Source organism: Halomonas aestuarii (assembly GCF_001886615.1).
GTDB lineage: Bacteria > Pseudomonadota > Gammaproteobacteria > Pseudomonadales > Halomonadaceae > Halomonas > Halomonas aestuarii.
Genome location: NZ_CP018139.1, coordinates 555,726 through 579,351, shown reverse-complemented (window position 1 = coordinate 579,351; position 23,626 = coordinate 555,726). Strand labels below are relative to the sequence as shown.

The window sequence follows — 23,626 nt, the reverse complement described above, 5'->3', positions numbered from 1 at the left end:
TAGGGTTTGAAAAAAATAGCTATCGGCGTAGCGGTGTTTTGCATTTGGATTTTTGCAAATGGATTCTGGGAAATGGCCGGTGCTCCAGATCATTACACATCTTGCCAATCGATTGATTGGGCGCAAGAGCAGAATAAAGGTAAGTTTCGCCCGGATGAAGCAATGTCTTTGTGGATTCTTAAAAGCATCAAGTGTGAATAGTGGTCGGGCCCATTCGCCCGCCATAACCATGCCAGGCACGGCGAGCGCTGACGCGGCGCGTGCTGGCAACGTTAGCCGCCAAAGTTAGAGGCATAACAACATATGGCAAAAGTGGTTTCTGCTGACCTTTCAGAGTTCATCCTAAAATGTGATGACGAAAGCCATCATGAGCTATGGAATCATGAATATTGGATACTCTGCCCTTTTCGAACAGGCTATGTACCAACTGACGGAAATGTTGGCCCTCTTAGTTTCGGGCTCATGCTGCACAATGCAAAAATGTCTAATGGCCTTGTGCTCGCTCAAGAAAATTTGCTAGACGGCATTGCGCCAGCTTCGATGAAATCGGGCGAAGCTTTGAAGGCAGAGAACCTTCTTGAAGAAATACGGCAAGCAAAATATCCAAATCTACCATCACGATTTCGCTGCCACTATTTGAATTATGACAAACCCACAGCTGAAGCCAGAGCAGTAGACTGGAATTGGCATAACCGCTCACTGGAACGCTGCTATATAGTCCGCAGCGGTGGAGCCTTTCATCATGCGGACGTTGCTCTATACGAAAAACTAGTTACAGACTCAGAAAATGTGGGATTAGCAGAGAAGTACTGGCAACCATTTCACCCATCAAAAGAAGAAGACCAATCGAGATTAGAGGTACTTGCAAATAGCTGCCTGTATTTTCCTGACTGGGAAAACTTCCCCGAAGTAGATAGATCCGCTCTTGCATTCTGGAACCAATATAGGGGCGGCAATCGTGCTGACGGCTAACAATGCGCTCAACGCCGCTCACTTCATTCGCTGGACAGACAATAGCTGCGCTTTTGCCTGCCCGTTAGCTTAATCGTTATATGAGGGCGGTCTGAAAGACCGCTTTTGGCCGGATGGGGAAAGTTAGTCTACTCTGTTAGAGAACTCTGAGAAAGCCAGAGCCAAAGGCCTGATAGATCTAGCTAAAACTAATTCCTTTGTCCTGATTTCTTTGATTCGCGATTTCTAATACCATTCGAAAAAGGCAATCGGAAATGAATGCTTATAAGGACAAGAAAAATAATGAAGTAGAAGAAAAAATAGCTAGAGGTTTTAGAAGTGTTGTTGCATCCAGCGGTCTGAATATTAAACAATACTTGTTGGGGAAGGTTGGTGTTGCCAGTCACGAGATTAGAGTCGATGTCAGATCAGATTTCCCGCTGAGAATAGTGCCAAGCGAGGATACACACAAGCAATCATTATTTTATATGCCACAGTTAGTTTCGGCCCCATTTTGTGTGCTAAACACTTCAGGCACTAGCCCCTCTGTTTCTCGGATAGGAATGATCGCTAAGATCGATGAAGAGTTTCCTCTAGATTTTAAGGATCCTAGATCCGAGGGCAAAAAAATGTTGTGGGAATATGATTTTATTGAAATGCCAAAAAATAATAAGGTAGACACATTAAAAATCCCATCTTTGGAGCCTGGATTATATATCGGCTTCTCAGAAAGTGTGTTTTTGACACGTGTTTGGTGGCCGCAAGTATATAATAAGCATGGTTATCAAGACTGGGTCGGAGAAGAAGGGGTTCCGATGGATACTGGTCAAAAAATGAATGATCATATTAATCAGCTGGCTAGTAATATTGAGGTTTGGTTGTATGTGGTTTTAGATTCGGAGGAGCTTCTTCCTTTTTTATGGAGTAGTAAAGAAGAGCGTTTTGTGCCTGGCTTTTTGGCTGGCGGAATAGTTGTTAAATGATTGGTGTATTTTTACTGCTGTTACATGTGTTTTTAGGAATGGATAAACATGGGCTATTGCCTTTAGATAAATGAGAAAATTCTTGATTTCCGCTTCTGGCCAAAAGTGGATTTTTATACCAAGGTGATATTCATGTTTAAATAGTTAAGATGATATGGTCGGTTGTGTCCGAATGACTGGAGGTAGGTTGTGACTAGTAGGAAAAAATTCATAGAATCAGTAGGGGCAACTTGCAAGAATTGGAATTGGAGCTGGTCATTTGTCAATCATGATGAACGTTTCGTCATATTTGGGCTTTGGGATGTGCATAAAGATGGTTTGATATTTGATAGTGAGTGGAGGGGGGCTGGTCGATCTCAATCCTTAGAGCATATCCGTCTAGTTGAGGAGGAAGGTTATAAGTTAAAAACTTTCCCAATGCAGTATTCTGAGAAAAGTGGTGGGACCGCTAAGATAAAAAGCTTCGACCCTGTGCTCGAGGAAAAGTTTTTGGTAGGGGTTTCGGGGTGCTGGTATGCCCTAGGTGATGAAGATGAAGCAGGCGTTTCTTTAGCAGAAGAGGTGTTTGAGCCTGAAAAGTATATTGAAGGTGCTACAAGGAAGATATCTGTAAATTCGTATGAAAGAAATCCTAAGGCAAGAAAAAAATGTTTGGATTACTATGGGTATAAATGCTTTGTTTGTAATTTTGATTTTGAAGATTTTTACGGAAAAATTGGGCGTAATTTTATACATGTCCACCATGAAGTGGCGTTATCTGAAATTAAGGAAGAGTATGAGGTCGACCCTATAAAAGATCTCAAACCTTTGTGCCCTAATTGCCATGCAATTATTCATAGAACGATGCCTCCCGTTGAAGTGAGTAAGCTGGTGGCGGTTTTAAATAGCAAGCGGACTAGGGAGCTGTAGCCTTCATGTGATTGGACGTAGAGTTATCAGTTACCTAGAAAGCCTGAACAGATCGCGTAAGTCGCACCTCCCTGACGGGCCGCCGCTTCGCTTCGCCTTGCACATCAGGGAAACTGCAATGGCTGCTTCTGGCCGAAAGCTGACATACGCATGTGTTCTTACCACTCTGCTCCAGCCATCAGCATGTCAGTTGACCCGAGGTAGCGTATCCAGAGAGGTGCAAGGCAATGGAACTGGCTCGGTATGAATCGTCCCAGGCGGCGGAGGTGCAGGCGCTGTTCGTCGAGACCTTCGCCGAGGCGGAGGGGCAGGAGGAGGGCAACCTGGTCGGCGGCCTGGTGCAGGAGCTGTTGCGCGATGCTGACCCTTGCGACGTGCAGGGCTTCGTGGCCATGGAGCAGGGGCGGGTCGTGGCTGGCATCGTCTTCTCGCGGCTCCGGTTCGAATCGCCGGCCGAGGCGTTCCTGCTGTCACCCGTGGCGGTGCATCCCGCGCATCAGGGCCGGGGCATCGGCCAGCGCCTGATACGCTTCGGGCTCGACAGCCTGAAGGCACAGGGCGCGACCCATGCCTTCACCTATGGGGATCCCGCCTTCTATTCGCGTGTCGGGTTCGTGCCCGTGTCCGAGACGATGGCCGCGGCGCCCTTCAGGCTGTCCCAGCCGGAGGGCTGGCTCGGCCAGGGGCTCGGCGGGGAGATGGTGCCCCTGGCCGGGGTGCCGCGCTGCGTCGCCGCCTTCGATGATCCCGCCTATTGGTAGGGCCTCTCGGCATCGGCACCGTCATTCGGCCGTCTGCCGGCCACCCGGCGGCGTGGGCCGTGCCGGGCTCGGTCGCCTCAGCGCTCGCGGCGGGCCGACCAGTGACGCTGCATCTCGAGGAAGGTGATCGAGGCCGACCAGGTGATCAGCATGAAGCCGATCAGCGCCTCGGTGCCGGTGACGAAGCGCATCGGCCCGGTCGGGATCAGGTCGCCGTAGCCCAGGGTGGTGTAGGTGATCGCCGAGAAGTAGACGTAATCGAGGAACTTGAGGGTGCCCAGGCCCTCCAGGCCGCCTGTCAGTGGATGCGTGCCGAGCAGGGCCATGGCGAAGGCGAAGAGCCAGATCTGGGCGACGTGGGTGCCGAACAGCACGAAGCTCAGCATCAGGAAACGGGTCCGCAGGGAGTTGCGCGACCGTTCCAGGCGCTGCCAGAGGCGAAGCGAGACCTCGTAGTGCATCACGATGCAGACCAGGACGGTGATCGTGGTGATGGCCACCGCCCACAGGTGGCCGGTATCGAAGGGGGCAGCGAGCACGGTGGGCGATCCTCTCGTCGGGCGTACGGCCAAGCCTAGCGTGATCTCGGCGCCGTCGTCACGGGCTCGCCATGTCGTGGGTCAAATGACGCCCCCGCGGGGCGCTGCTAGGATGGGGCCATCCGTCACCAGGGTGACATGTGCCCGGCTCACCGGGCGCCGAGCAAGGAAGGTCTCATGAACAATACCCCCCCCGAGAGCGCGACGCCGGAGGATACCCTCACGCCGCTCACGTTACGCCGTGTGGGGATCGATACCTACCGCGAGAACGTGGCCTATCTGCACCGCGAATGCGCCCTCTATCGTGCCGAGGGCTTCCAGGCGCTCTCCAAGGTGGAGATCCGCGCCAACGGCCAGCGCATCCTGGCCAGCCTCAACGTGGTGGATGACACCGCCATCGTCGACTGCCAGCAGCTCGGCCTCTCCGAGGACGCCTTCACCATGCTGGGGGTGGAGGAGGGCCATCCGGTCAGCGTCTCCCAGGCCGAGCCCCCGGCCTCGATTCCCGCCCTGCATCGCAAGATCGGAGGGGAGCGGCTCTACCGCGAGGACTTCCGTCACATCATCCAGGACATCGCCGAGCTGCGCTATTCCAAGATCGAGCTCACGGCCTTCGTGGTGGCCTGTGACCAGAACGAGCTCGACCGCGAGGAGGTCTTCTTCCTCAGCGACGCCATGAGCCGGGTCGGTCGCCAGCTCGACTGGCGGGAGCACCCGGTGGTGGACAAGCACTGCATCGGGGGCATACCCGGCAATCGCACCTCGATGCTGGTGGTGCCGATCGCCGCGGCCCATGGCCTGCTCTGCCCCAAGACCTCGTCCCGCGCCATCACCTCGCCCTCGGGCACCGCCGACACCATGGAGGTGCTGGCCAATGTCGACCTGCCCTTCGAGGAGCTGGGCAAGCTGGTCCGTACCCACCGGGGATGCATCGCCTGGGGCGGCACCAGCGAGCTGTCCCCCGCCGACGACGTGCTGATCTCGGTGGAGCGCCCCCTGTCCATCGACTCGGCGGGGCAGATGGTCGCCTCCATCCTCTCCAAGAAGGCGGCCGCCGGTTCCACCCACCTGCTGCTCGACATCCCCGTGGGGCCGCACGCCAAGGTGCGCTCGATGCCGGAGGCGCGACGGCTGCGCAAGCTGTTCGAGTTCGTGGCCCAGCGCATGGGGATGACCCTGGACGTCGTGATCACCGACGGCAGCCAGCCGGTGGGGCGCGGCATCGGCCCGGCCCTGGAGGCCAGGGACGTGATGCGAGTGCTCACTCACCATCCCGAGGCCCCCGTGGACCTGCGCCTGAAGTCGCTGCGCCTGGCCGGGCGCATGCTGGAGTTCGACCCCGACATGCGCGGTGGCGACGGCTTCGGCATCGCCCGGGACATCCTCGATTCCGGCCGGGCGCTGGACAAGATGATGGACATCATCCGTGCCCAGGGCGAGAAGCCCTTCGATCCGGACCATCCCCCCCTGGCCCCGCACTGCTTCGAGGTGCCGGCCCCGGGGGATGGCGTGGTCACCGCCATCGACAACCTCACGCTGGCGCGCATCGCCCGCCTGGCCGGAGCCCCCAAGGCCATCGGTGCCGGGGTCGACCTGATGGCGCGCATCGGTGACAGCGTGGAGGCCGGCCAGCCGCTCTACCGGGTCTATGCTGCCTATCCCAACGAGATGACCTTCGCGCACCGCTTAACCGAGCGCGACAGCGGCTTCACCCTGGGCTCACCGGCCGAGATCACCCGGCTCAACGTCGAGTTCTGACCAGGAGACCTGATGACCACCGCGCTGCTGCATTTTCCCGACGAGGCGGGCCCCGCCCGCCGCCTGGCCGAGGCCGCCGAGCTGCCCGCGGCCTGCGTCGAGCGCCATCGTTTTCCCGACGAGGAGCTCAAGCTCACGCTCCCCTACCACGAGGCGGGGGCCTTCCCGGAGGTCCTCGTGCTCTACCGCAGCCTCGACCGTCCCGACGACAAGCTCGTCGAGTTGCTGCTGGTGGCCCGCCACGCGCGGCGCCACGGCGTGAGGCGCCTGGTGCTGGTGGCGCCGTACCTGGCCTACATGCGCCAGGACATCGCCTTCCATCCCGGCGAGATCGTCAGCCAGACCATCATCGGTGGCTTTCTCGCCGAGCTCTTCGACGCCGTGATCACCGTGGACCCGCACCTTCACCGCATCGATCGCCTCGACCAGGCCATCCCCCTCGAGCACGCCATCGCGCTCTCCGGCGCCCCGCGACTGGCCGAGCTGATCGCCGCCAGGCGCGAGAATCCCCTCCTGCTGGGGCCCGACGAGGAGGCGCTGCAGTGGGTGAGCCAGGCCGCCGGGATCACCGGGTTCGATCACGGCACCTGCCGCAAGACACGCAATGGCGACCGGGACGTGGTGGTCGCGCTGCCCGATGTCGACGTCCGGGGCCGCCAGGTGGTGCTGATGGACGACGTGGCGAGCTCCGGCCACACCCTCGCCCGCGCCGCCGAGGCGCTGCTGGCCGCCGGCGCGGCGTCCGTGGACGTGGCCGTCACCCATGCGCTGTTCGCCGGGGATGCCCTGGCGGTGATCCGGGCCGCCGGCGTGGGGGAGGTATGGAGCACCGACGCCATCGATCACGAGAGCAACGCCATCGCCCTGGCGCCGGCGCTGGAAGCGGCGCTCGCGGACGTGCTTCATGGAGGAAGGCAGTGACCATCACCATCGAGCAGGCGAGCCGTGATGCCCAGTTCCGGGCCGGCGCCGAGCTGTTCCGCGAGTACGCCCGTCATCTGGGGCTGGATCTCGGCTTCCAGGGCTTCGAGGAGGAGCTCGGGCAGGTGGCCGAGATGTACGGGCCGCCCGCCGGGGCCCTGCTGCTGGCCCGCGACGGCGAGACCTGCGTCGGGGTGGTGGGGCTGCGCGAGTTCGCCCCGGGCGACGCCGAGATGAAGCGCATGTACGTGATGCCGAGCCATCACGGCCAGGGCGTGGGCCACGCCCTGGCACTGGCGTTCCTGGAGACGGCCCGCGGGCTCGGCTACCGCCGCGTGCTGCTCGACAGCCTGGCCAGCCTGGAGCCGGCGCTGGCCCTCTATCGCCGCCTGGGCTTCACCGAGACCGCCCCCTATCGCTACAACCCCTTCCCCGATGCGGTCTTCATGGAGTACCGGCTGTAGCGCTGACGCCGTCGGCCGGGCGGGGCAGGGCGCCTATTTCTGCTCCTCGGGCGTGTCGGCACCCTGGTGGCCCAGCGGCCCGGCCTGGTCGAGGCGCGGATGGTGGTCGAGGAACTCGCGGTGCGGGTCCGACAGGCCATCCAGGGCCCGAACGGTATGGGTGATGGCATGGATCGCCGCCAGCACGTCCTTGGTGTACCCGGTCTCGGAGATGGTGTGCATGTTGCGGATCGGGAAGCCGATGGAGGTGGCGGCGCAGTCCACGGCGGCGAGCACCCCGGCCATGCCGTCGGTGCCGGTGTCCGGCCCCACGATGTCGCGCTGCATGGGGATGCCCTGTTCCCGGGCGGTGGTCTCGATGATCCGGTTGAGCTGCTCGCTGGCGATGGCGCCCACTGACATGGTGAAGCCCTTGCCCATCTCCAGCGGCTGCATGCGCCGGTCGCCGATGCCCGGGGCGGCCACGTAGTCGTGGTTCACGTCCACGGCGATGATGGCGTCGGGCCGCAGCTCGCCGGCCAGCACCCGGCTGCCGAAGCGGCCGATCTCCTCGTAGCTGGCGATGGCGAAGAGCACGCGGACCTGCTCGGTACCGCCTGCCTCGGCGATCAGTCGCGCCACCTCGGCGGTGACGAAGCAGCCCAGGCCGTTGTCCAGGTAGGCGCCGTAGAAGGTGTCCGGGCTGAAGCCGGGGCGGATCGGCCGGTTCAGCAGGATGGCATCCCCGGGGCGCACGCCGAGGTTCAGCACCTGCTGCTTCTTGTTCTCGCCGTGGATCTGCAGGTCCAGGTACATCTGCTCCTTCTTCAGGCCCTTGCTGCCGTCACGCACCGACGGGTCGGAGAAGTGGATGGCGCCCAGCGCCTCCACGGTGCCGCCCTCGATCACCCGGTACTGCCCCGGGGCCGCCGGGTCCTCGCTGAACAGCTTGACCTCGTGGCCGAGCAGGGTGGTGGGCAGGAAGGAGTCGGTGTTGATCCAGATCTTGCCGTCCTCGCCGATCGAGCGCACCTGCATGCGGATCTTGTCGGCGTGGCCGATGATCATCACCTTGAAGAGGTCGTCCCGGCCCGGGTGGGTGTCCAGCACCACGCCCGCGTGGCCCTTGAACTGCTGCAGTTGCCAGTCGCCGGGCGCGAAGCCCTCGAAGTGGGGCTTCAGGACGCCGTAGGTCATCGCGCCCTCCAGCCCCACCGGGCTGGGCGCGGCCAGGATACGCCGCATCAGGTCGAACTGCGGGTCGGGCATGGGGTCGGTCCAGGGCTTGGGCGTGTCGCTCATGACGCTCTCTCGTGATGGGGGACGGAGCGGACAGGATGAGGCCTTGCGCCGTGACGGCGCAACTCAGCGGCGCCGGATCCAGTAGCGCTTTCCCTTCGGCCCCGGGCGCTCGATGATGACCGGGGGCACGTGGGCATGGTCCCCATGGTGCGCATGCAGGGGAGGGTGGTCGGGCACCCGGGCCGCCATCAGTCGGCGGATCCGCTCCTGGGTCGGGGGGTGGGTGCGCAGCCAGTCGAGCCCGGCGGGCGGATGGCGCCCGAACAGGGTGGCGAGCCAGCGGCCGTGGTGGCGTTCCAGCACGCCCAGGGCTGAGGCCAGGCCCTCGGGGTCGCCGGTCAGGGCCATGGCGTCCAGGTCGGCGGTGTATTCGCGGTTTCGGGAGAGGGCCAGCTGCAGGAGGGTGCTGAGGCTCGGGGCGAACGCCACGACCAGCAGCAGCCCCCAGGGCAGCCGGAACTCGCCGGCCAGGATCATCGGCAGCATCAGCAGCAGGCTGATCTGCAGCACGGTGGTGAGGAAGAGGGTCAGGCGCGTCATGGTCGCGGCCATCGACATCACCTGGGTATCGCCATGGCGCAGGTGGCTGACCTCATGGGCGAGCACGCCGGCCAGTTCGCGGAGCGTCAGCACGCGCAGCAGGCCCTCGGTGACGGCGATGCCGCCGTCGTGGCGAGTGCCCACGGCGAAGGCGTTGAGATCCTCGGATGGCGTATAGAAGAGTTGCGGCGGGCGACGCAGGCCGGCCCGCCGGTAGAGGGTGTCGAGCAGGCGGTAGAGGGTCGGCGCCTGGTGGCGTTCGAGCAGGCCGGCCCCGGCATCGGCGAGGATCACCCGGGCCGGCACCCAGGTGCTGGCCAGCGCCCCGGCCACCACCGCGCCCAGGCTGACCAGCAGCCCGAGGCCGCCGGCCAGCAGGTAGCCGGGCACCGCCAGCACCAGGGCCAGCCCGCCCATGATCAGCAGGGTCTGCAGGCCGTTCTTCAGGCGGCTGCGCCAGAGTCGTGGTGTCCAGGTCGGCATGGCGTCCCCTGTGATCTCAAGCATGGTCGTCTGGCGGTGGCGCGAGACACGCCTGGCCTCTGACGCGGGAGCGTACCTGTTGCGTCTCACGACCTCTCCGTTGGAGTCTACTATCCTACGCCGTGTCCTCTCTGCCCTGGCGACGAGACAGGCGGTGCGTGACGGGCGGGGAACCCCCTGGACGTCGCGGCTGTCCATGTTCCGCGGCGATATCCGTCATCTCCGTCGTCCATCGGATGCCGGCGGAGGTACGTTGTTCATCAAGGAGGAGTTCCCATGCCGATACGACATGTCCTGGCCACCGCCCTGGCGACCTGCCTGCTGGCGGGCGCCGCCTCGGCCGACGACGACAGGCCGACCTGGGGATGGGTCGAGAAGGCCACCATCGAGCCCTGGGGCGTCGAGGTGAAGGCGAAGCTCGACAGCGGCGCGCTGACCTCGTCCATGCAGGCCGAGCATATCGAAGAGTTCGAGCGCGATGGCGAGGACTGGGTGCGCTTCGAGGTCGAGGTCGAGGACGAAGCCACCGGAGAGGTGGTGGCCAGGCAGTTCGAGCGCAAGGTCTACCGACGGCTGATCCTCACCGGGGCCGGCGGCAAGGACCGTCGCCCGGCGGTGATGATGACGATCTGCATGGGCGACACGCGCTATCAGGAGCAGTTCAGCCTCGAGGACCGCGATGACATGAACTATCCCGTGCTGCTGGGTCGGCGCACCATCCAGAGCCTCGGTTACCTCGACGTCACCAAGACCTTCCTGCACGATCCCGACTGCGACGACGACTCGCCGCTGCGGCGCCATGAGGACAAGGAGTACGACGAGGACATCGGCATCTAGCGTGGTGGCCGCGCCCCTCGAGGACGTCACGCCGGTCGGGTGCTCGACCGGGAGGCGATCAGCGACATCCTGAAGGCCAGGCCCCGGGAGGGGCCTGGCCTTCAGGGGATATGCAGGGTGTCTCGTCAGTGGCCGTATCGAACGGGGTGTCGTGACCGGCTCGAGCCTCCCTGGCCTTCGCGCATGGTCGTGAGGTTAGCGAGACAGGCGCTGCGTTGCCGTCGATGTCACCTCCACCAGCGATCCTGCTCCTGCTGGAAGCCCCGGGAGGTCTGCCGTGTTGACCGGTGCTGGAGACGCTGGGTCTCCATCATCTGTTGGCTCTGCGGTTGGCTCAGTTCCTGTTGCAGGCGGGCACTGTGCTCTTCCAGATACGTGGAATTACCATCACCTGCCAGGGAGGCACTCACGGAGAACAGGCTGATCACCAGGATGGCAGTCAGGGTTGTGAGTTTCATGGGATGCCTCGTCATGTCTTGGCGCTGATGCTGTCGGGTCGGTAGTGCGCCGACGAGCCTTCCGACCCGAGGTGATCCGTCATTCCGGGCTTTGCTGGTCAGGCGATGACGGACACCAACCTTGCCGGTCGTCAAGGCGGGCTTCGGGGAGAGGTTGGTTGCGTGAAGACGGAGGGCCTGACTGACATCTGAACGCCCAGCTTCTTTGCGCCTGGCCTGCCTGATCACCGCAAGCGAAGACCTTGATGCTGGCAACTTCAGTATAGGTCGCGTCGGAAAATCCGGAGTGGGTTGTCGCCATCGAAATCAAGGTTCATTGCGAAAATCAGGCGTTCGAATGCCTCTGGATCAGTCCCGTTTGTACCCGCCATCATAAGGATATTTCCGCCGGAAATGACCGGGTGCGTCGACGGGCAATGGCGACATGGATGCCCCGGTCGGTCAGCTCCTCAGTCGGTGCAGGGTGTCGACCAGGCGCCGGCAGAGGGCATCGAGCTTCTGCTGCTGCTGATCGTCCCTGAGCCGGCCCTGCTCGTCGAAGGCCTTCGCGGCATGCGCCACGGCGAGCTGGTCCGGCAGTACGGTCACGCCGAGGTTGGTGAGCAGCTGGCGGGCCAGCGCCAGGCTGCGGATGCCGCCGAGCCCGCCGGGGGAGGCGGAGACTACCCCGGCCAGCTTGCCCTCGAAGAGGGTCAGGCCACTCTCGCCCTCGTGGGGGCGGCTCAGCCAGTCGAGGGTGTTCTTGAGCAGCGGCGTGATGAAGCCGTTGTACTCTGGCGAGGCGATCAGCAGGCCATCGTGCTCGGCCAGGCCGCGACGCAGCACCAGGGCATTCTCGGGCAGGCCCCGGTCGGCCTCCAGGTCGCCGTCGTAGAGCGGCATCGGATGGTCGCGCAGGTCGATGAAGGTGGGCCGGCCGCCCATCCGCTCGATGCCCTCGGCGGCCTGGCGCGCCAGGGCCTTGTTGTGCGAGCCGGCGCGACTGCTGCCGGCGAAGACCAGGATGCGGGGGTGGGGCTGGCGATCGGTCATGGGGTCTCCTCGTCGTTCCGTCGATGTGGCGCGCCTCCCGCTGGGGGAGGCGGGGCCCGCCATACCATCCTCGGGACATGCCGTATTCTGGGGCCGTCGGCCACCCGGTGGTCAAGCCTGTGGTGCACCGGGCGCGTCGGCGAAGGCGTGTGGGCGACGGTCCCTCGTCATCCCCGTATCTCTGCGATCATCTCGCCGGTGGCCTCGCTCAGTCCTCTCTCCCGGAAGCCGAGGCTGGCATAGAAGTCCCGGGCGACACGGTTGGAGGGCACATAGCAGATCATGATGCGCTCGAAGGGGCCCAGCGCCCTGATCTCGTCCAGCACACACCGCATGGCCCGGTGCCCGATGCCTCGTCCCTGGTGGTGTCGGTCGACCATCAGGCGAAAGATGCTGTAGGCGGGCGGCCGTCCCTCCTCATCGAACGACTCGTACATGAGAAAGCCCACCACCTCGCCGTCGCAGAGAATGGCGCGGGGCCGGAAGGTCGGCTGGAAGGACGATTCGGCAAGTGAGTAGAGGTTGCTGGCCACATAGTCGCGCTGGGAGGCCGCCACCTCCAGCGCGATGACGGCCTCGAAGTTCTCGCGAGTGATGCTCTGCAGTGCTACGTCCATGGGATGCTCATCGTCTCGGAAGTGTCAGGGGCGGCCCGGGGAGGGGCTCGCGGAGTGGTCATTCATGGGTCGACGGGGATCCGGATGCTGCGTGACACCATGCCCAGCCGGGGGCTGGCGATGCGGATGGTCACCTCGCCCTCACCCTGGATCACCCATCGGGCATGGGCCTGGTGGCTGTTGCCGCGGGAGCGCTGGTACCAGGGCATCTGGGCACCGTCGCCGAGGCCCCGGCCCCAGCCCTCCAGGTGGCCCAGCCGCTGGCGTGCCCGGGCCGGGTCGTGGAGCCGACAGCCCGTGGCGCTGGCCTCGGCCTCCAGTCCACTGTTCCAGGGACGCTTCCGGGCCGCCTGGACGCCGTAGCTCGGCAGGTAGCCATGGTTGGCGATCGTCACGTCCAGGGCATGGAAGCCCTTGCCCAGGGGCGTGCAGTGCACCGACTCGATGACGAGGCGCGGCATCATCGAGGCGACCCGCAGCCAGTAGCTGCCCAGGCCCTCGCAGATCGCCGGCAGTTCCTCAGGCGGCGGGTTCCAGATGCCGAGGCACGGGTCCAGCCCGCCGACCTCCACCTCGCCCAACTGAGGGTGCGTCATGGGATGCCAGTCGTCGAACAGCCGTCCGCCGTTGCTGACTTGATCCCACCGGGCGAGCCGCACCATCTGCTCGCGGTCCAGCGCGGTGTAATGGTCGATGAAGCGCTCGGGACGGGGCAGGTCGAGGCGCTGGAAGAGGTCCCAGAGCTCGCAGACCTGGGCCAGGCAGCCGCGCTGGTGATAGGCGAATTCGGTCAGGTCGCCATGCAGCGGGGTCTCTGGCTGGTAGCTGAACTCCTCGAAGCTGCTCACGGTAGGGTAGCCGGTGAGCGAGGCGCCCCAGGCGGCCAGCTGTCGGTAGAGTGCGAGATCCTGGGGGTCCATGTCACGGTCCGGGGCATCGACCAGCGGACGGATGAAGACCCCCCCGAAGGTGTGGAGGTTTAGCCAGGCGTAGAGGTTCGGGTGGGCGACGGCGAAGTCGATGATGGCCCGGGTCTCGGGTGCGTCGCCGGGGTAGTGGCCGGCGCCGACCTGATCCGGCTCGGGCCGCCAGCCCCAGGGGAAGTTGCGGTTGAAGTCCGGTGTGTCGGCCAGCCAGTCGGGCTCGGGAACCGTCACCCCATCCCAGTGCTCGATCACCCCCTCGGGGTAGAGCCGCCAGTAGGGAGGAGGGTCCTCCACCCGGCGAGGCAGCATCAGGCCCGGGTGGTCCGGCGAGGCGACGAAGTCGCCCGCCTCGTCCTGGCAGCGCAGGTAGCGGCAGCGACCGTCGCCGTCCAGGTCCTCGCTGCGCCAACGGGGGCGATCGGGGCTGCCGGGGCTTCGCCGAGGGGCGGAGCGCACGAAGCCGCCCTGGCGCAGTACCTGCTCGGCGCCGTCCGGCGAGATCCGCGGGCAGACATGGAACAGCACCTCTCGCAGAAGCCGGCACTGGTGCTCGGGCCAGTCGCCTGGCAGTCGGTCAGGGGCGAGGTGCAGCGCCAGGACCATCTCTGCCACGGCCAGGGCGGCGCTGGAGCCGGCCAGTTCGGTGCCGTGCATGTTGCCGTCCACCCAGACGGCGGGACGCCGGCGATCCGGCTCGGGGCCGAGGGTCAGCACCCAGATGTCGCGCCCCTGCGGGCTTACGCCGATGCTTTCCAGGCGGGCCAGTCGGGGATGGTCCCGGGCCCAGGTCTCGAGCTGGCGGGTCAGCGCCTCGTGACTGAGGTAGCGGCGGCGGAAGAGGCCATTGAAGGTGTCCTGGGTCATGCCGATGCCTCGCCGGGTCGTGTCGCGCTGTCAGTATGGCGCATCCATGGGGAAGGGGGCGTCGGTCTGGCGGCTTACCCCTCCGGGCCCGCTGTGCCAAGCTGTAAGCGGGATGAGCAACGCAACGATGCGAGGCCTCATGAACGATCGGCGGCGGGACGCGCTGGAGCACGAGCATCGACCGGAGGTCATCGAACGGCGGCTGCGCGCCCCCTCCCGTCTCCGACACCTGCCCGATGCCATCCTCGGCGGCATCGACGGCTGCGTGACCACCTTTGCCGTGGTCTCCGGGGCCTTCGGTGCCGGCTTCTCCTCCACGGTCGCGCTGGTGCTGGGCGTCGCCAACCTGCTGGCGGATGGCTTCAGCATGGCGGTCAGCAACTACGAGGCGATCCAGGCCCAGCGAGAGCATGTCGCCGGGGTGCGTCGCTCCGAGCACCACCATATCGACGTGGTCCCGGAGGGGGAGCGCGAGGAGATCCGCCAGATCTTCCTGCGCAAGGGATTCACCGGGGAGACCCTGGAACGGGTGGTGGAGACCATCTGCAGCGACCGCGAGGTGTGGGTGGAGACCATGGTCGCCGAGGAGCATGGCCTGCAGACCGTGGCGTTGAGTCCGCTGCGCTCGGCGCTGGCCACCTTCATCGCCTTCATGGTCGTCGGCGCGATGCCGCTCGTGCCCTATGCGATGCCGTGGCTCGACCCCACACGGCAGTTCCTGACGAGCCTGGCGGTGGCCGGGCTGATGTTCTTCCTGATCGGCATGGGCAAGAGCCTCGTCTATCACCAGCCCCTGCTGACCTCGGGGCTGCGGACCCTGCTGATCGGCGGGGCCGCGGCGGGGCTGGCCTTTCTGACCGGCCACCTGGCCCGGGCGCTGTTCGGCTTGGGGCCCTGACCGGGAGCTTCCACGGCGCCTGGGCCTGGCGTGATCCCGGCCGAGCGGCGTAGGCTTTAGCGCACCATCACCAGCCGGGAGTCAGCGAATGGAACGCTTCATGCAGGCCGCACTCGAGGAGGCCCGCCATGGGCTCGACGAGGGCGGCATCCCCATCGGGGCGGTGCTGGTGCACCGCGGGGTGATCATCGGCCGAGGTCGCAATCGGCGCGTGCAACTGGGCAGTGCGGTGCTGCACGGCGAGATGGATGCCCTGGAGAATGCCGGCCGTCATCCGGCCGAGGTCTATCGCGAGAGCACCCTCTATACCACCCTCTCGCCCTGTCCGATGTGCAGCGGCGCCATCCTGCTCTACGGCATACCCAGGGTGGTGGTCGGCGAGAACTGCACCTTCCTGGGCGAGGAGGCCCTCCTGCGGGAGCGTGGCGTCGACGTGCAGGTGCTGCAGGATCCCGAGTGCATCGCACTGATGGAGGCCTTCATCGCCGCCTCGCCCGAACTCTGGCACGAGGACATCGGCGAATAGCACCCGCCGGTCGGGGCATGGCGAGCCGCCTTGATCCGGGTCAAGTCGAGCTGACCCTGCTACCTTGGGGGGAGTGCCCTTTCGGTGACGATGCGTCGCCGTCGAGGGGGCAGGCGGAAGAGTGCGGCTGATCACTCCGCCATGCCATACGCCTGACCTCCCGCCATCCTGACCCGTGCCCATGGGCACGTCGCCTATCCTGTCTGTGGGAACAGACGTCGCCAGGACAGCCCTCTTGCTCATCCTTCTTCTCGACGTGCCGCACCGCCCGGCCACCCGGGCCCCATGACGCTCCCCATGCCGCGGGCCCTATGCTTCGCGGCAGGCGCCGCGATGATCGGGCTCGTGGTCGTGCCGACCGAGGAGGCCTTCGCCGAGGGTCTCAGTACCGCCGAACTCGTCACGGGTCGCCTCTTCTGGGGCGCCGTGGCCGTGATCGGGGTCTGCAGCCTGAGACGCGGCGCGGTGCCGGTTCGGCGTACCCCTCGGGATCATCTGTCGCTCCTGCGCAACGGCCTGCTGATCGGCTGGGCGACCATCTTTCTCTACAGCCTGGCCCTGAAGGGCAACGACGTGACCCCCGTGATCATCACCCTCGTCGGCACGTCTGCCGTCGTCGGCTTTTTGGTGGAGACCTGCGGGCGCCTGCGCCTCGAGCATCTCTTCATCCTGACCGCCGTGCTGGTGGCGCTGATCGCCACGGTCCTCTCGGCGCACAATGCCCGTGCGGAAGTCTCCTGGACCCTATCGGCCGCCGTCGTCAGCGGGGCGATCTACGGTCTGCTGCCCGTGCTGCTGCGCGGCCGGGAGTCCGCCGACGATCTGACCTCCGTCGGCTGGTACCTTGCCTATGGGTGCGTCATCGCCACCGTGCTGGCGCTGCTGACCACCGACACGACGATCTCCGGCCTGCTCGAGGCCGCCGGGAACGGGGATGTCATTCTCGCGGGCGCCGTCGGCACGGGCCTGGGGTACACTCTGCTGCAGTTCGGGGTGGCCCAGGGCGGCGGGCGCGAACCCCTGAGCCCCGCGGTGGCGGGCATTCTCTACGGCTTCGAGCCGATCACGGCGATCCTCGCGGCGGCGCTCTGGCTGCGACAGCCGATCTCGGCCGAGACGATGTTCTTCAGTTGCGCCTTCCTGATGCTGGCGTTCTCGGCGGGATCGGTGCTCAAGGCACGAGTGGACTGACCCCCGCGACAGGCGAGCGGGTCGCGTCTCACGCCCGCCGGTCAGGGCATGGCGATCCCCCTTGATCCGGGTCAAGTCGGCCGCGCGGGGCGGGGCTATCTTGATCATGGGGCGAGCATTTCCGAACGAAGCTCGCCGGGGTGACCCTGGCGAGGCTTATGGGCCATGCCTCGCTCGCCCTCTATGACCTGTTCACGAGGAGGTATCGTCATGGCAAAGAAATCCACCAAGGAATCCAGGGACGTCCCCGTCTCTGCCGGAAAGTCCGCGCCCGAGGCGTCGCGCGCGATGAGTCCCTTCCGGGAATTCGATCGCATGCTGGACAGCTTCTTCGATCGAGGATGGATGCCCTCGATGCGCGGGGAACACCCCCTCTGGGAGCGGTTCGCCGCCTTCGAGAAGGGCATGCCGAAGGTCGATGTCATCGATCGTGACGCCGAGGTGGTGGTACGCGCCGAGGCCCCGGGCTTCGAGCGCGAGGAACTCGACGTCTCGGTGACCGACGGCGCGGTGACCATCAAGGGCGAACACCGCGAGGAGAGCAAGGAGGAGGAGGGCGATTACTTCCACTCCGAGATCTCTCAGGGGTCCTTCACCCGGACGGTGGCACTGCCCTGCGAGATCGATGCCGACAAGGCCGAAGCCAGCTTCAAGAACGGCATGCTCGAGCTGACGCTGCCCAAGCTCAAGCGGGCCAATCGCCGCAAGCTCGAGGTCAAGTAACTATCCGGGAAACCGGCATGCCGGTTTCCCTGGCGTGAGGGCATGAAAATGGAAATCACCTGGGTGGTAGTCGCCGACCAGGCACGGGCACGGCTTTTCTCGGCGTCGGACCAGAGAGGGCCCCTGGAAGAGGTGGAGGAACTGGTCAATCCCGAGGGTCGCCTGCATGACCGGGACCTGAATGCCGATAGCCCGGGTCGTGCCTTCGATTCCATGGGCGAGGGGCGCCATGCCATGGGCAAGCACCATTCGCCCAAGGAGCAGGAGGCGATTCGCTTCGCGCATGAGGTGGGAAAACGCCTGGCCGCCGGCCTGCAAGACGGCGCCTACCGGCACCTGATCATCAGTGCCACGCCGCATTTCTTGGGATTGCTACGCGAGACGCTGTCCGAGGATGTCGCGAAGCGCGTCTTGCTCGAGCTGCACAAGGACCTCACGGCCCTGAGCAGCGACGAGATCCGGGCACACCTTCCGGAGCGACTCCCCCGGGAGCCCCTTTCCTCAGAGGGGTAGGGGTAAGGACCTGGTGGCCGGAACCTGATTGCCAGAACGGAGGGGCGGCAATGGTCGGCGTGACCCTCTGGTTGACCGGGGAAGGGTTGACCGGGAAGTGATGACGGGACGCGGCATCGATCAGATTCTGCCGCATCCCGGCGATCCCCGATAAAGTGAGCCCACGAAGGGCTTGGTCGGCATGGCGAGCCTGAGGCCTTCACCTGGGTTTACTGCCGATCCTGGCCGGCGTCGGGCGGGGTATCCGAGGCTTCCGGTTCGATGACGAAGGCGGGGCGATGAAAGGCCGCCGCGGCCTCCACCTCGGCAAGGCCGCGCTGGCCGGGCTCCGGTGGCTCATCGCCGGCCAGTACCTTCAGCACCGACCTGACGCCACGCGACAGCGATATCAGGTTGTAGCCCCCCTCCAGCACGAAGGCCAGCCTTCCTCCGCACTGCCGGCGTGCCAGGCCCTGCAGGATGCCGGTCATGGCGGAAAAGCCGTCATAGGAGACGTTCAGCGCCAGGTCGTGGCTGTGGGGGTCGAACCCCGCCGAGACCAGGATCAGGTCGGGCTTGAACCACTCGGCCGCCGGGACCAGGATCTCGTGGAAGGCCTTGAGATAGGCGGCGTCGCCGGCATCGGCCGGCAGCGGCACGTTGACGATGGTGCCATCCCCGAGGCCCACCCCGACCTCCTCGAGGTTCCCTGAGCCGGGATAGAAGGGCGAGGCCCGATGGATGTCGAGAAACAGCACATCCGGGTCGGCCCAGAAGATGTCCTGGGTGCCGTTGCCGTGGTGGGCGTCCCAGTCGATGATCATGACCCGCTGGCAGCCCAGCGCGGCCCGCGCATGGGCCGCCGCCACCGCCACGTTATTGAACAGGCAGAAGCCGCGGGCGCGCACCGGTTCGGCATGGTGTCCGGGGGGCCTCACCAGCGCAAAGCTGCTCTCCGCGCGCCCCTCGACCACCGCTTCCACGGCGGCGATCGCGGTGCCGGCGGCGATCTCGGCGGCCTCGAGGCTGCCGGGAGACACGGCGGTGGTATCCACGTCCAGCCAGGCGCTCTTGCCGCGCAGTTGGTAGATGCTGTCGAGATAGGAGTTGGTGTGGACGCGCGACAGCTGTTCGCGCGTGGCGGCCATGCCCGTCTCGAAGGTCACGCCGGGCACCGGCTCGAGGTCCAGCAGGTGTCGGATGGCGGTGAGCCGGGCGGGGTGTTCGGGATACTTCCAGGGCACGCCCAGGCCCGACAGCAATGAGCGGACTCGCTTGTCCATGCGCCCCGGCAGGAAGGGCACCTCGATGTTGGGCTCATGGGCCAGCATCCGCTCGTCATAGAAGGCGATCACGCTGTTCGGTTCGGCCACGGTGAAGGCTCCTGGTTGTGCGCGCCGTTAACGGCGAGATGAATCATGCCACCGGCTACAGCATATCAGGGGGCCGGCCTTCGGGGGGAAGCATGGCCCATTCCCTCAGCGCATCAGGTCCAGAAGCCGTTCCATGGCCAGGAACAGCTGGCGGCGCGGCTGGGCGCCCTCGAGCACTCCGGCGTGCTCGCCGTCCAGCGAGAAGCGCAGCCCCGGCACGCCGCCGATGCCGAGCTCGCCGGCGAGTCGCTGGTCGGCCAGCACCCGGTCGGTGTAGTCACCCTCGGCCAGGGCCCGGCGCAGTCCTGCGCCGTCCAGGCCGAGGCCGTCGGCCACCTGGACGAGTGCCTCGGGATCGGCCAGGTCCAGGCTCTCCTCGAAGAAGCCTCGGAACAGCGCCGTGCGCATGGCGTCGCCGGCACCGGGACGGACGCCTTCCTGCTCGCCGGCCCAGGCGCTGGCCTCGTGGGCCAGCCGCGAGCGGGGCTGGCGTCGCGGCAGCCTCAGGGTCATGCCGCGCTCCGCCGCCATGGGATAGACGGCACGCTCCCAGATGTCGTGCAGGTAGTCGCCGTCGGGATCGAGGGTCGGCTCGGGCTCGGGGCGCAGCTCGAAGGCCCGCCAGCGGATCGCCACCTCGCCGGTGAAGCGCTCGGCCAGGGCCTCGAGCTCGGGCGCTTCCAGGTAGCAGAACGGGCAGACGTAGTCGCTGAAGACATCGAGGGTGATGCGCGGCCGGGTCATCGGGCCTCCTGAGTGTCACGGCATGGCCCGACAGGGTAACAGCAGGCCCGGGAGAGGACACGTCGACCTACCCGCTTTCCCCGCCGCCTCGTGCCGCCCTCTCCTGGGGCAGCAGGGCGGCATGGATCATGGCGTTGACCGGGGTGTCGACGCCGGCCTCCCGGCCCAGGCGCACCACTGCGCCGTTCTGGGATTCCAGCTCGGAGGGCCGACCCGCCATGATGTCGCGCTGCATGGAGGCCGTGCTCTCGGCCGGCAGCGCGTCGATGAATCCCATGGCACGCTCCACGGCGTCCTCCGGCAGGGCCACCCCCCGGGCACGGGCCACCGCCGTGATCTCGTCGAGCAGCTGCTCGGTCAGCGAGCGGGTCTCGGGAAGGGTACGGGTCACCCCGATGGGGGCCCGGGTGATGGCCCCGATGCCGCTCATGGCGCAGATGAACTGGAACTTGCTCCAGACCGCGGCCTGGATGTCGTCGGGGATCTCGGCATGCATGCCCGGGGCCCGATCCAGGGTGGCCTGCAGCCGCCGGGCGCCTTCGGCCTGGTCGGGGCGACGGGGCCCCAGGCGCACGAAGGGGGAGACGCCGGCATGGCGAATCCGGCCCGGCCCCTCGCGCCAGGCCAGGATGCCGCACAGGCCGTCGAGCACGCTGGTCTCGCCGAGGACCTCGGCCAGGGTGTCGGCGGCCTCCACGCCGTTCTCCAGCGGCAGCACCAGGGTGGCGGGGCCGACCATCGGACGGATGGCCTCGGCGGCCTCGCGGACCTGCCAGGCCTTCACCGCCACGATCACCGCCTCCACCACGCCCACTTCGGCCGGGTCATCGCTGGCGCTGGCCGGGGCGATGGTCACGTCGCCCTCGACGCTCGACACGGCGAGGCCGTCGCGACGGATCGCCGCCAGGTGCTCGCCGCGGGCGATGAAGGTGACGTCCTCGCCGGCCTGTGCCAGGCGGGCGCCGAAGTAGCCGCCCACGCCCCCGCTTCCCATGATCGCGATCTTCATCCGATATCTCCTCTGCCTTCCGGAACTCCACCCCGGGAGCATACCGGGGCGCGCGCGACGGGGCGATGACCGACTGGAGCATCGCGGGCGCGGAGTGTAGGCTTCCCGCCTTCCTTCCATTGACCAGGACATCATCGATGAGCGATCTGCCCCCCTGCCCCGAGTGCGGTTCCGAATTCACCTACGACGACGGCATCCAGCATGTCTGCCCGGAATGCGGCCATGAATGGTCGAAGGACGCCGCCGGACCGGACGAGAGCGAGGCGGTGGTCCGCGATGCCAACGGCAATCCGCTGATCGACGGCGATACCGTGACCGTGGTCAAGGACCTCAAGGTCAAGGGTTCTTCGTCGGTGGTGAAGGTCGGCACCAAGGTCAAGAACATCCGCCTGGTCGAGGGTGACCATGACATCGACTGCAAGATCGACGGCATCGGGCCGATGAAGCTCAAGTCCGAGTTCGTCAAGAAGGCCTGACCTCAGGCTTTGGCAGGCGCTGACGGCAGGCAGCTCGGCAGGCTCTCGCGCAGCGAGTGGGGCAGGATCTTCAGGTCACGGAAGCCGCCGACATCCTCGTCAGCGACGTTGTCGGCCTGCATCAGGATCACCTGGTCGCGGGTCAACGGCGGCCCGGGCAGCCAGCCTACCAGGGCGGCGGCGAGCCGCCAGGCGGGGAAGGGCAGCGGCACCAGGGGCCGCTCGCGCTGAAGGTGGGCCAGCAGCGCCTCGAGGATTTCGCGGTAGCTCAGCACCTCGGGCCCGCCGAACTCGAAGAAGCGCCGCTCGGTGGCGGGGTGGCCCGTGAGCAGCGCGATGGCACGGGCCACGTCCCCCACGTGCACCGGCTGCAGCCGGTTCGTGCCGCGGCCGAACAGCGGGATCATCGGCAGTCGGGTGAGGCCTTCCAGGCCCGACAGGAAGGCATCGTGGGGCCCGAACATCACGCTGGGGCGCACGATGATCGCCTTGGGCAGGGCGTCCAGCACTGCCTCCTCGCCGCGTGCGCGGGCCCGCACGTAGGCAGAGGGCGAATCGGGGGTCGCCCCGATGCCCGAGACCTGCACCAGCCGCTCTATCCCGGCCGCCCGGGCCAGGCGGGCCAGCCGCCCGGCCCCCGTGACGTGGATCGCCTCGAAGCTGGTCTCGCGCGTCTCCACGTAGAGGCTGACGGCATTGACCACGGCGCTGGCGCCCGCCAGCGCGGCGGCCACGCTGGTCTCGTCGCGGATATCGGCGGTGGCCAGCTCGATGACGTCCCCTTCCTCGACCCAGGCGGGCAGCGCCGGGTGGCGGGCGGCGATACGCACCACATGGCCAGCCTCCACCAGCTCCCGGACGATGGCATCACCGAGAAAGCCGGTGCCGCCGAAGACCGTGATCGGACCCTCACGCCTCATCGGCTCTCCTGTGATGGCTCAAAGGATATCGCGAGGCCGCGCCGGGCCTGCAAGAACGGGCCGGGTGTGCCTCGCCTGCACGTTGCCCTCGGCAGCGCTCAGTCCCGGCGCGAATCGTCGAGGCTCCGGTCGGCCGCGGACGAGCGGGCGATCGCCCGCCTGACCAGGCGAAACACCAGCCAGTGCAGGACGGCCAGCACCGTCAGCGCGGCACCGATCAGCAGCATGAAGGATGTCGTCATCGGTTCTGCCTCCCGTGGGTTACGGCCATGCTACCGAGGCGGTGACCCGGAGGAAAGGTGGTTGCGCCAGAAGTGAGAATGATTGGCGTTTGTATGCGAAAGTCATCAAACGTGTCGTGATCCTGCCGTCCCGGAGGCTTCCCGGGCGGCGGGGCTTCACATCATTTTCATACAGGACTAAACTGGTCCCCAATCGAACACGAGGGGCATGGCCCCGGGGAGTCAGGCCTTGCTGAAGCTTTCCAGACTGACCGATTACGCGGCGGTGGTGATGGCGCAGATCGCCCGGCACCCCGAGCAGCCCCATGCCGCGGCGGAACTCGCCGAGGCGGTCCAGCTGCCGCACCCCACGGTCAGCAAGACGCTGAAGATGCTGGTTCGGGCCGGACTACTGGAGTCCCGGCGGGGCGCCCAGGGGGGCTACTCGCTGGCGCGTCCCGCCTCCCGGATCACCGCCACCGATATCATCACGGCCATCGAGGGGCCGGTGGCGATGACCGAGTGCAGCCAGGCCGGCGGCGACTGCGACCTGGCCGCCACCTGCGGGGTGGCGGACAACTGGCAGCGCGTGTCCCTGGCCATCCGCGCCCTGCTCGACAGCGTGACCCTGGCGCACCTGGCCGCTACCGATCCGATCAAGCTGCCGGTGCAGCTGCCCATTCAGAGCGTGAGTCTGGCCGCCGAGGCCTGACCATTCGAGCATTTCAC

Annotated in this window: 28 protein-coding genes; 16 read left to right on the top strand and 12 right to left on the bottom strand. The window is 65.6% G+C overall.

Annotation, left to right across the window (positions count from 1 at the left end; all coding sequences use genetic code 11):
• The first annotated feature begins 6 nt into the window (after window positions 1–6).
• The 5 genes from BOX17_RS16710 (at window position 7) to BOX17_RS02655 (ending at window position 3,604) form a co-directional block, all read left to right on the top strand.
• The gene (locus tag BOX17_RS16710) at window positions 7–201 is read left to right on the top strand and encodes a hypothetical protein (RefSeq protein WP_125925510.1); all 195 of its coding nucleotides are present in this window, start codon (window positions 7–9) and stop codon (window positions 199–201) included.
• A 102-nt stretch (window positions 202–303) separates the two neighbouring features.
• Window positions 304–972 (top strand): DUF2441 domain-containing protein, encoded by a 669-nt coding sequence (locus BOX17_RS16705; protein WP_125925508.1) that lies wholly within the window; start codon window positions 304–306, stop codon window positions 970–972.
• 254 nt (window positions 973–1,226) lie between these two features.
• A complete protein-coding gene (locus BOX17_RS16700; protein WP_125925507.1) occupies window positions 1,227–1,934 on the top strand; it encodes a hypothetical protein in 708 nt (235 codons plus the stop codon).
• Window positions 1,935–2,123: 189 nt separating this feature from the next.
• The gene (locus BOX17_RS17110) at window positions 2,124–2,843 is read left to right on the top strand and encodes an HNH endonuclease (protein WP_071941937.1); all 720 of its coding nucleotides are present in this window, start codon (window positions 2,124–2,126) and stop codon (window positions 2,841–2,843) included.
• Between the two features lie 227 nt (window positions 2,844–3,070).
• Window positions 3,071–3,604 (top strand): GNAT family N-acetyltransferase, encoded by a 534-nt coding sequence (locus BOX17_RS02655; RefSeq protein ID WP_071941936.1) that lies wholly within the window; start codon window positions 3,071–3,073, stop codon window positions 3,602–3,604.
• Window positions 3,605–3,681: 77 nt separating this feature from the next.
• Here BOX17_RS02655 and BOX17_RS02650 read toward each other — a convergent pair whose 3' ends face one another.
• Window positions 3,682–4,143 (bottom strand): potassium channel family protein, encoded by a 462-nt coding sequence (locus BOX17_RS02650; protein ID WP_208858085.1) that lies wholly within the window; start codon window positions 4,141–4,143, stop codon window positions 3,682–3,684.
• A 177-nt stretch (window positions 4,144–4,320) separates the two neighbouring features.
• On the opposite strand from BOX17_RS02650, the gene BOX17_RS02645 reads away from it, so the two are divergent.
• The 3 genes from BOX17_RS02645 to BOX17_RS02635 are packed head-to-tail and all read left to right on the top strand — an operon-like array spanning window position 4,321 to window position 7,286.
• Entirely contained in the window at window positions 4,321–5,901 is a 1,581-nt protein-coding gene (locus tag BOX17_RS02645; RefSeq protein ID WP_071941935.1) for a thymidine phosphorylase family protein, read from the top strand.
• A gap of 12 nt (window positions 5,902–5,913) precedes the next feature.
• Window positions 5,914–6,822 carry a ribose-phosphate diphosphokinase gene (locus BOX17_RS02640; protein WP_071941934.1) on the top strand — a complete coding sequence of 303 codons (909 nt, stop codon included), beginning with the start codon at window positions 5,914–5,916 and terminating at the stop codon, window positions 6,820–6,822.
• Window positions 6,819–7,286, top strand: coding sequence for a GNAT family N-acetyltransferase (locus BOX17_RS02635; protein WP_208858084.1), 468 nt, complete (start codon window positions 6,819–6,821; stop codon window positions 7,284–7,286). The genes BOX17_RS02640 and BOX17_RS02635 overlap by 4 nt, the downstream gene beginning before the upstream one ends.
• A gap of 33 nt (window positions 7,287–7,319) precedes the next feature.
• On the opposite strand, the gene BOX17_RS02630 is transcribed toward BOX17_RS02635, so the two are convergent.
• Window positions 7,320–8,567: a M20/M25/M40 family metallo-hydrolase gene (locus BOX17_RS02630; protein ID WP_071941933.1), complete on the bottom strand. Its 1,248-nt coding sequence runs from the start codon at window positions 8,565–8,567 to the stop codon at window positions 7,320–7,322.
• A gap of 63 nt (window positions 8,568–8,630) precedes the next feature.
• Complete coding sequence (locus BOX17_RS02625) at window positions 8,631–9,590, bottom strand: zinc metalloprotease HtpX (RefSeq protein WP_071941932.1); 960 nt, start codon at window positions 9,588–9,590, stop codon at window positions 8,631–8,633.
• A gap of 276 nt (window positions 9,591–9,866) precedes the next feature.
• Here BOX17_RS02625 and rloA3 point away from each other — a divergent pair, with 276 nt between their 5' ends.
• The gene (gene rloA3, locus BOX17_RS02620) at window positions 9,867–10,427 is read left to right on the top strand and encodes a retropepsin-like aspartic peptidase RloA3 (RefSeq protein WP_071941931.1); all 561 of its coding nucleotides are present in this window, start codon (window positions 9,867–9,869) and stop codon (window positions 10,425–10,427) included.
• A 227-nt stretch (window positions 10,428–10,654) separates the two neighbouring features.
• On the opposite strand, the gene BOX17_RS02615 is transcribed toward rloA3, so the two are convergent.
• The 4 genes from BOX17_RS02615 to BOX17_RS02600 all read right to left on the bottom strand — a co-directional run bounded on the left by BOX17_RS02615 (window position 10,655) and on the right by BOX17_RS02600 (window position 14,324).
• On the bottom strand, window positions 10,655–10,885 hold the full coding sequence (locus BOX17_RS02615; RefSeq protein WP_071941930.1) for a hypothetical protein: 231 nt from the start codon (window positions 10,883–10,885) through the stop codon (window positions 10,655–10,657).
• A 441-nt stretch (window positions 10,886–11,326) separates the two neighbouring features.
• Window positions 11,327–11,917, bottom strand: coding sequence for an NADPH-dependent FMN reductase (locus BOX17_RS02610; protein ID WP_071941929.1), 591 nt, complete (start codon window positions 11,915–11,917; stop codon window positions 11,327–11,329).
• 167 nt (window positions 11,918–12,084) lie between these two features.
• Window positions 12,085–12,534, bottom strand: a complete 450-nt coding sequence (locus BOX17_RS02605) for a GNAT family N-acetyltransferase (protein ID WP_071941928.1) — start codon at window positions 12,532–12,534, stop codon at window positions 12,085–12,087.
• Window positions 12,535–12,596: 62 nt separating this feature from the next.
• Window positions 12,597–14,324, bottom strand: a complete 1,728-nt coding sequence (locus BOX17_RS02600; protein WP_071941927.1) for a M14 family metallopeptidase — start codon at window positions 14,322–14,324, stop codon at window positions 12,597–12,599.
• 139 nt (window positions 14,325–14,463) lie between these two features.
• On the opposite strand from BOX17_RS02600, the gene BOX17_RS02595 reads away from it, so the two are divergent.
• The 5 genes from BOX17_RS02595 to BOX17_RS02575 all read left to right on the top strand — a co-directional run bounded on the left by BOX17_RS02595 (window position 14,464) and on the right by BOX17_RS02575 (window position 18,175).
• Window positions 14,464–15,222: a VIT1/CCC1 transporter family protein gene (locus tag BOX17_RS02595; RefSeq protein WP_071946570.1), complete on the top strand. Its 759-nt coding sequence runs from the start codon at window positions 14,464–14,466 to the stop codon at window positions 15,220–15,222.
• A gap of 88 nt (window positions 15,223–15,310) precedes the next feature.
• Complete coding sequence (locus BOX17_RS02590) at window positions 15,311–15,748, top strand: nucleoside deaminase (RefSeq protein WP_071941926.1); 438 nt, start codon at window positions 15,311–15,313, stop codon at window positions 15,746–15,748.
• A gap of 297 nt (window positions 15,749–16,045) precedes the next feature.
• Complete coding sequence (locus tag BOX17_RS02585; RefSeq protein ID WP_125925505.1) at window positions 16,046–16,939, top strand: EamA family transporter; 894 nt, start codon at window positions 16,046–16,048, stop codon at window positions 16,937–16,939.
• Window positions 16,940–17,149: 210 nt separating this feature from the next.
• Complete coding sequence (locus tag BOX17_RS02580; RefSeq protein WP_071941924.1) at window positions 17,150–17,662, top strand: Hsp20/alpha crystallin family protein; 513 nt, start codon at window positions 17,150–17,152, stop codon at window positions 17,660–17,662.
• Between the two features lie 42 nt (window positions 17,663–17,704).
• A complete protein-coding gene (locus BOX17_RS02575) occupies window positions 17,705–18,175 on the top strand; it encodes a host attachment protein (protein WP_208858083.1) in 471 nt (156 codons plus the stop codon).
• 209 nt (window positions 18,176–18,384) lie between these two features.
• On the opposite strand, the gene BOX17_RS02570 is transcribed toward BOX17_RS02575, so the two are convergent.
• From BOX17_RS02570 to BOX17_RS02560, 3 genes are all read right to left on the bottom strand, one after another.
• The gene (locus BOX17_RS02570) at window positions 18,385–19,527 is read right to left on the bottom strand and encodes a histone deacetylase family protein (RefSeq protein ID WP_244272195.1); all 1,143 of its coding nucleotides are present in this window, start codon (window positions 19,525–19,527) and stop codon (window positions 18,385–18,387) included.
• Between the two features lie 105 nt (window positions 19,528–19,632).
• Window positions 19,633–20,271 (bottom strand): DsbA family oxidoreductase, encoded by a 639-nt coding sequence (locus BOX17_RS02565; RefSeq protein ID WP_071941922.1) that lies wholly within the window; start codon window positions 20,269–20,271, stop codon window positions 19,633–19,635.
• Window positions 20,272–20,338: 67 nt separating this feature from the next.
• Window positions 20,339–21,280 carry a 2-dehydropantoate 2-reductase gene (locus tag BOX17_RS02560; RefSeq protein WP_071941921.1) on the bottom strand — a complete coding sequence of 314 codons (942 nt, stop codon included), beginning with the start codon at window positions 21,278–21,280 and terminating at the stop codon, window positions 20,339–20,341.
• 137 nt (window positions 21,281–21,417) lie between these two features.
• Here BOX17_RS02560 and BOX17_RS02555 point away from each other — a divergent pair, with 137 nt between their 5' ends.
• Window positions 21,418–21,756: a zinc ribbon domain-containing protein YjdM gene (locus tag BOX17_RS02555; RefSeq protein ID WP_071941920.1), complete on the top strand. Its 339-nt coding sequence runs from the start codon at window positions 21,418–21,420 to the stop codon at window positions 21,754–21,756.
• A gap of 2 nt (window positions 21,757–21,758) precedes the next feature.
• On the opposite strand, the gene BOX17_RS02550 is transcribed toward BOX17_RS02555, so the two are convergent.
• Both BOX17_RS02550 and BOX17_RS16915 read right to left on the bottom strand, forming a co-directional pair.
• Window positions 21,759–22,676, bottom strand: a complete 918-nt coding sequence (locus BOX17_RS02550; RefSeq protein WP_071941919.1) for a complex I NDUFA9 subunit family protein — start codon at window positions 22,674–22,676, stop codon at window positions 21,759–21,761.
• A gap of 98 nt (window positions 22,677–22,774) precedes the next feature.
• Window positions 22,775–22,918 (bottom strand): hypothetical protein, encoded by a 144-nt coding sequence (locus tag BOX17_RS16915; protein ID WP_164508622.1) that lies wholly within the window; start codon window positions 22,916–22,918, stop codon window positions 22,775–22,777.
• A 229-nt stretch (window positions 22,919–23,147) separates the two neighbouring features.
• On the opposite strand from BOX17_RS16915, the gene BOX17_RS02545 reads away from it, so the two are divergent.
• On the top strand, window positions 23,148–23,609 hold the full coding sequence (locus tag BOX17_RS02545) for an SUF system Fe-S cluster assembly regulator (protein WP_071946568.1): 462 nt from the start codon (window positions 23,148–23,150) through the stop codon (window positions 23,607–23,609).
• Window positions 23,610–23,626 lie beyond the last annotated feature (17 nt).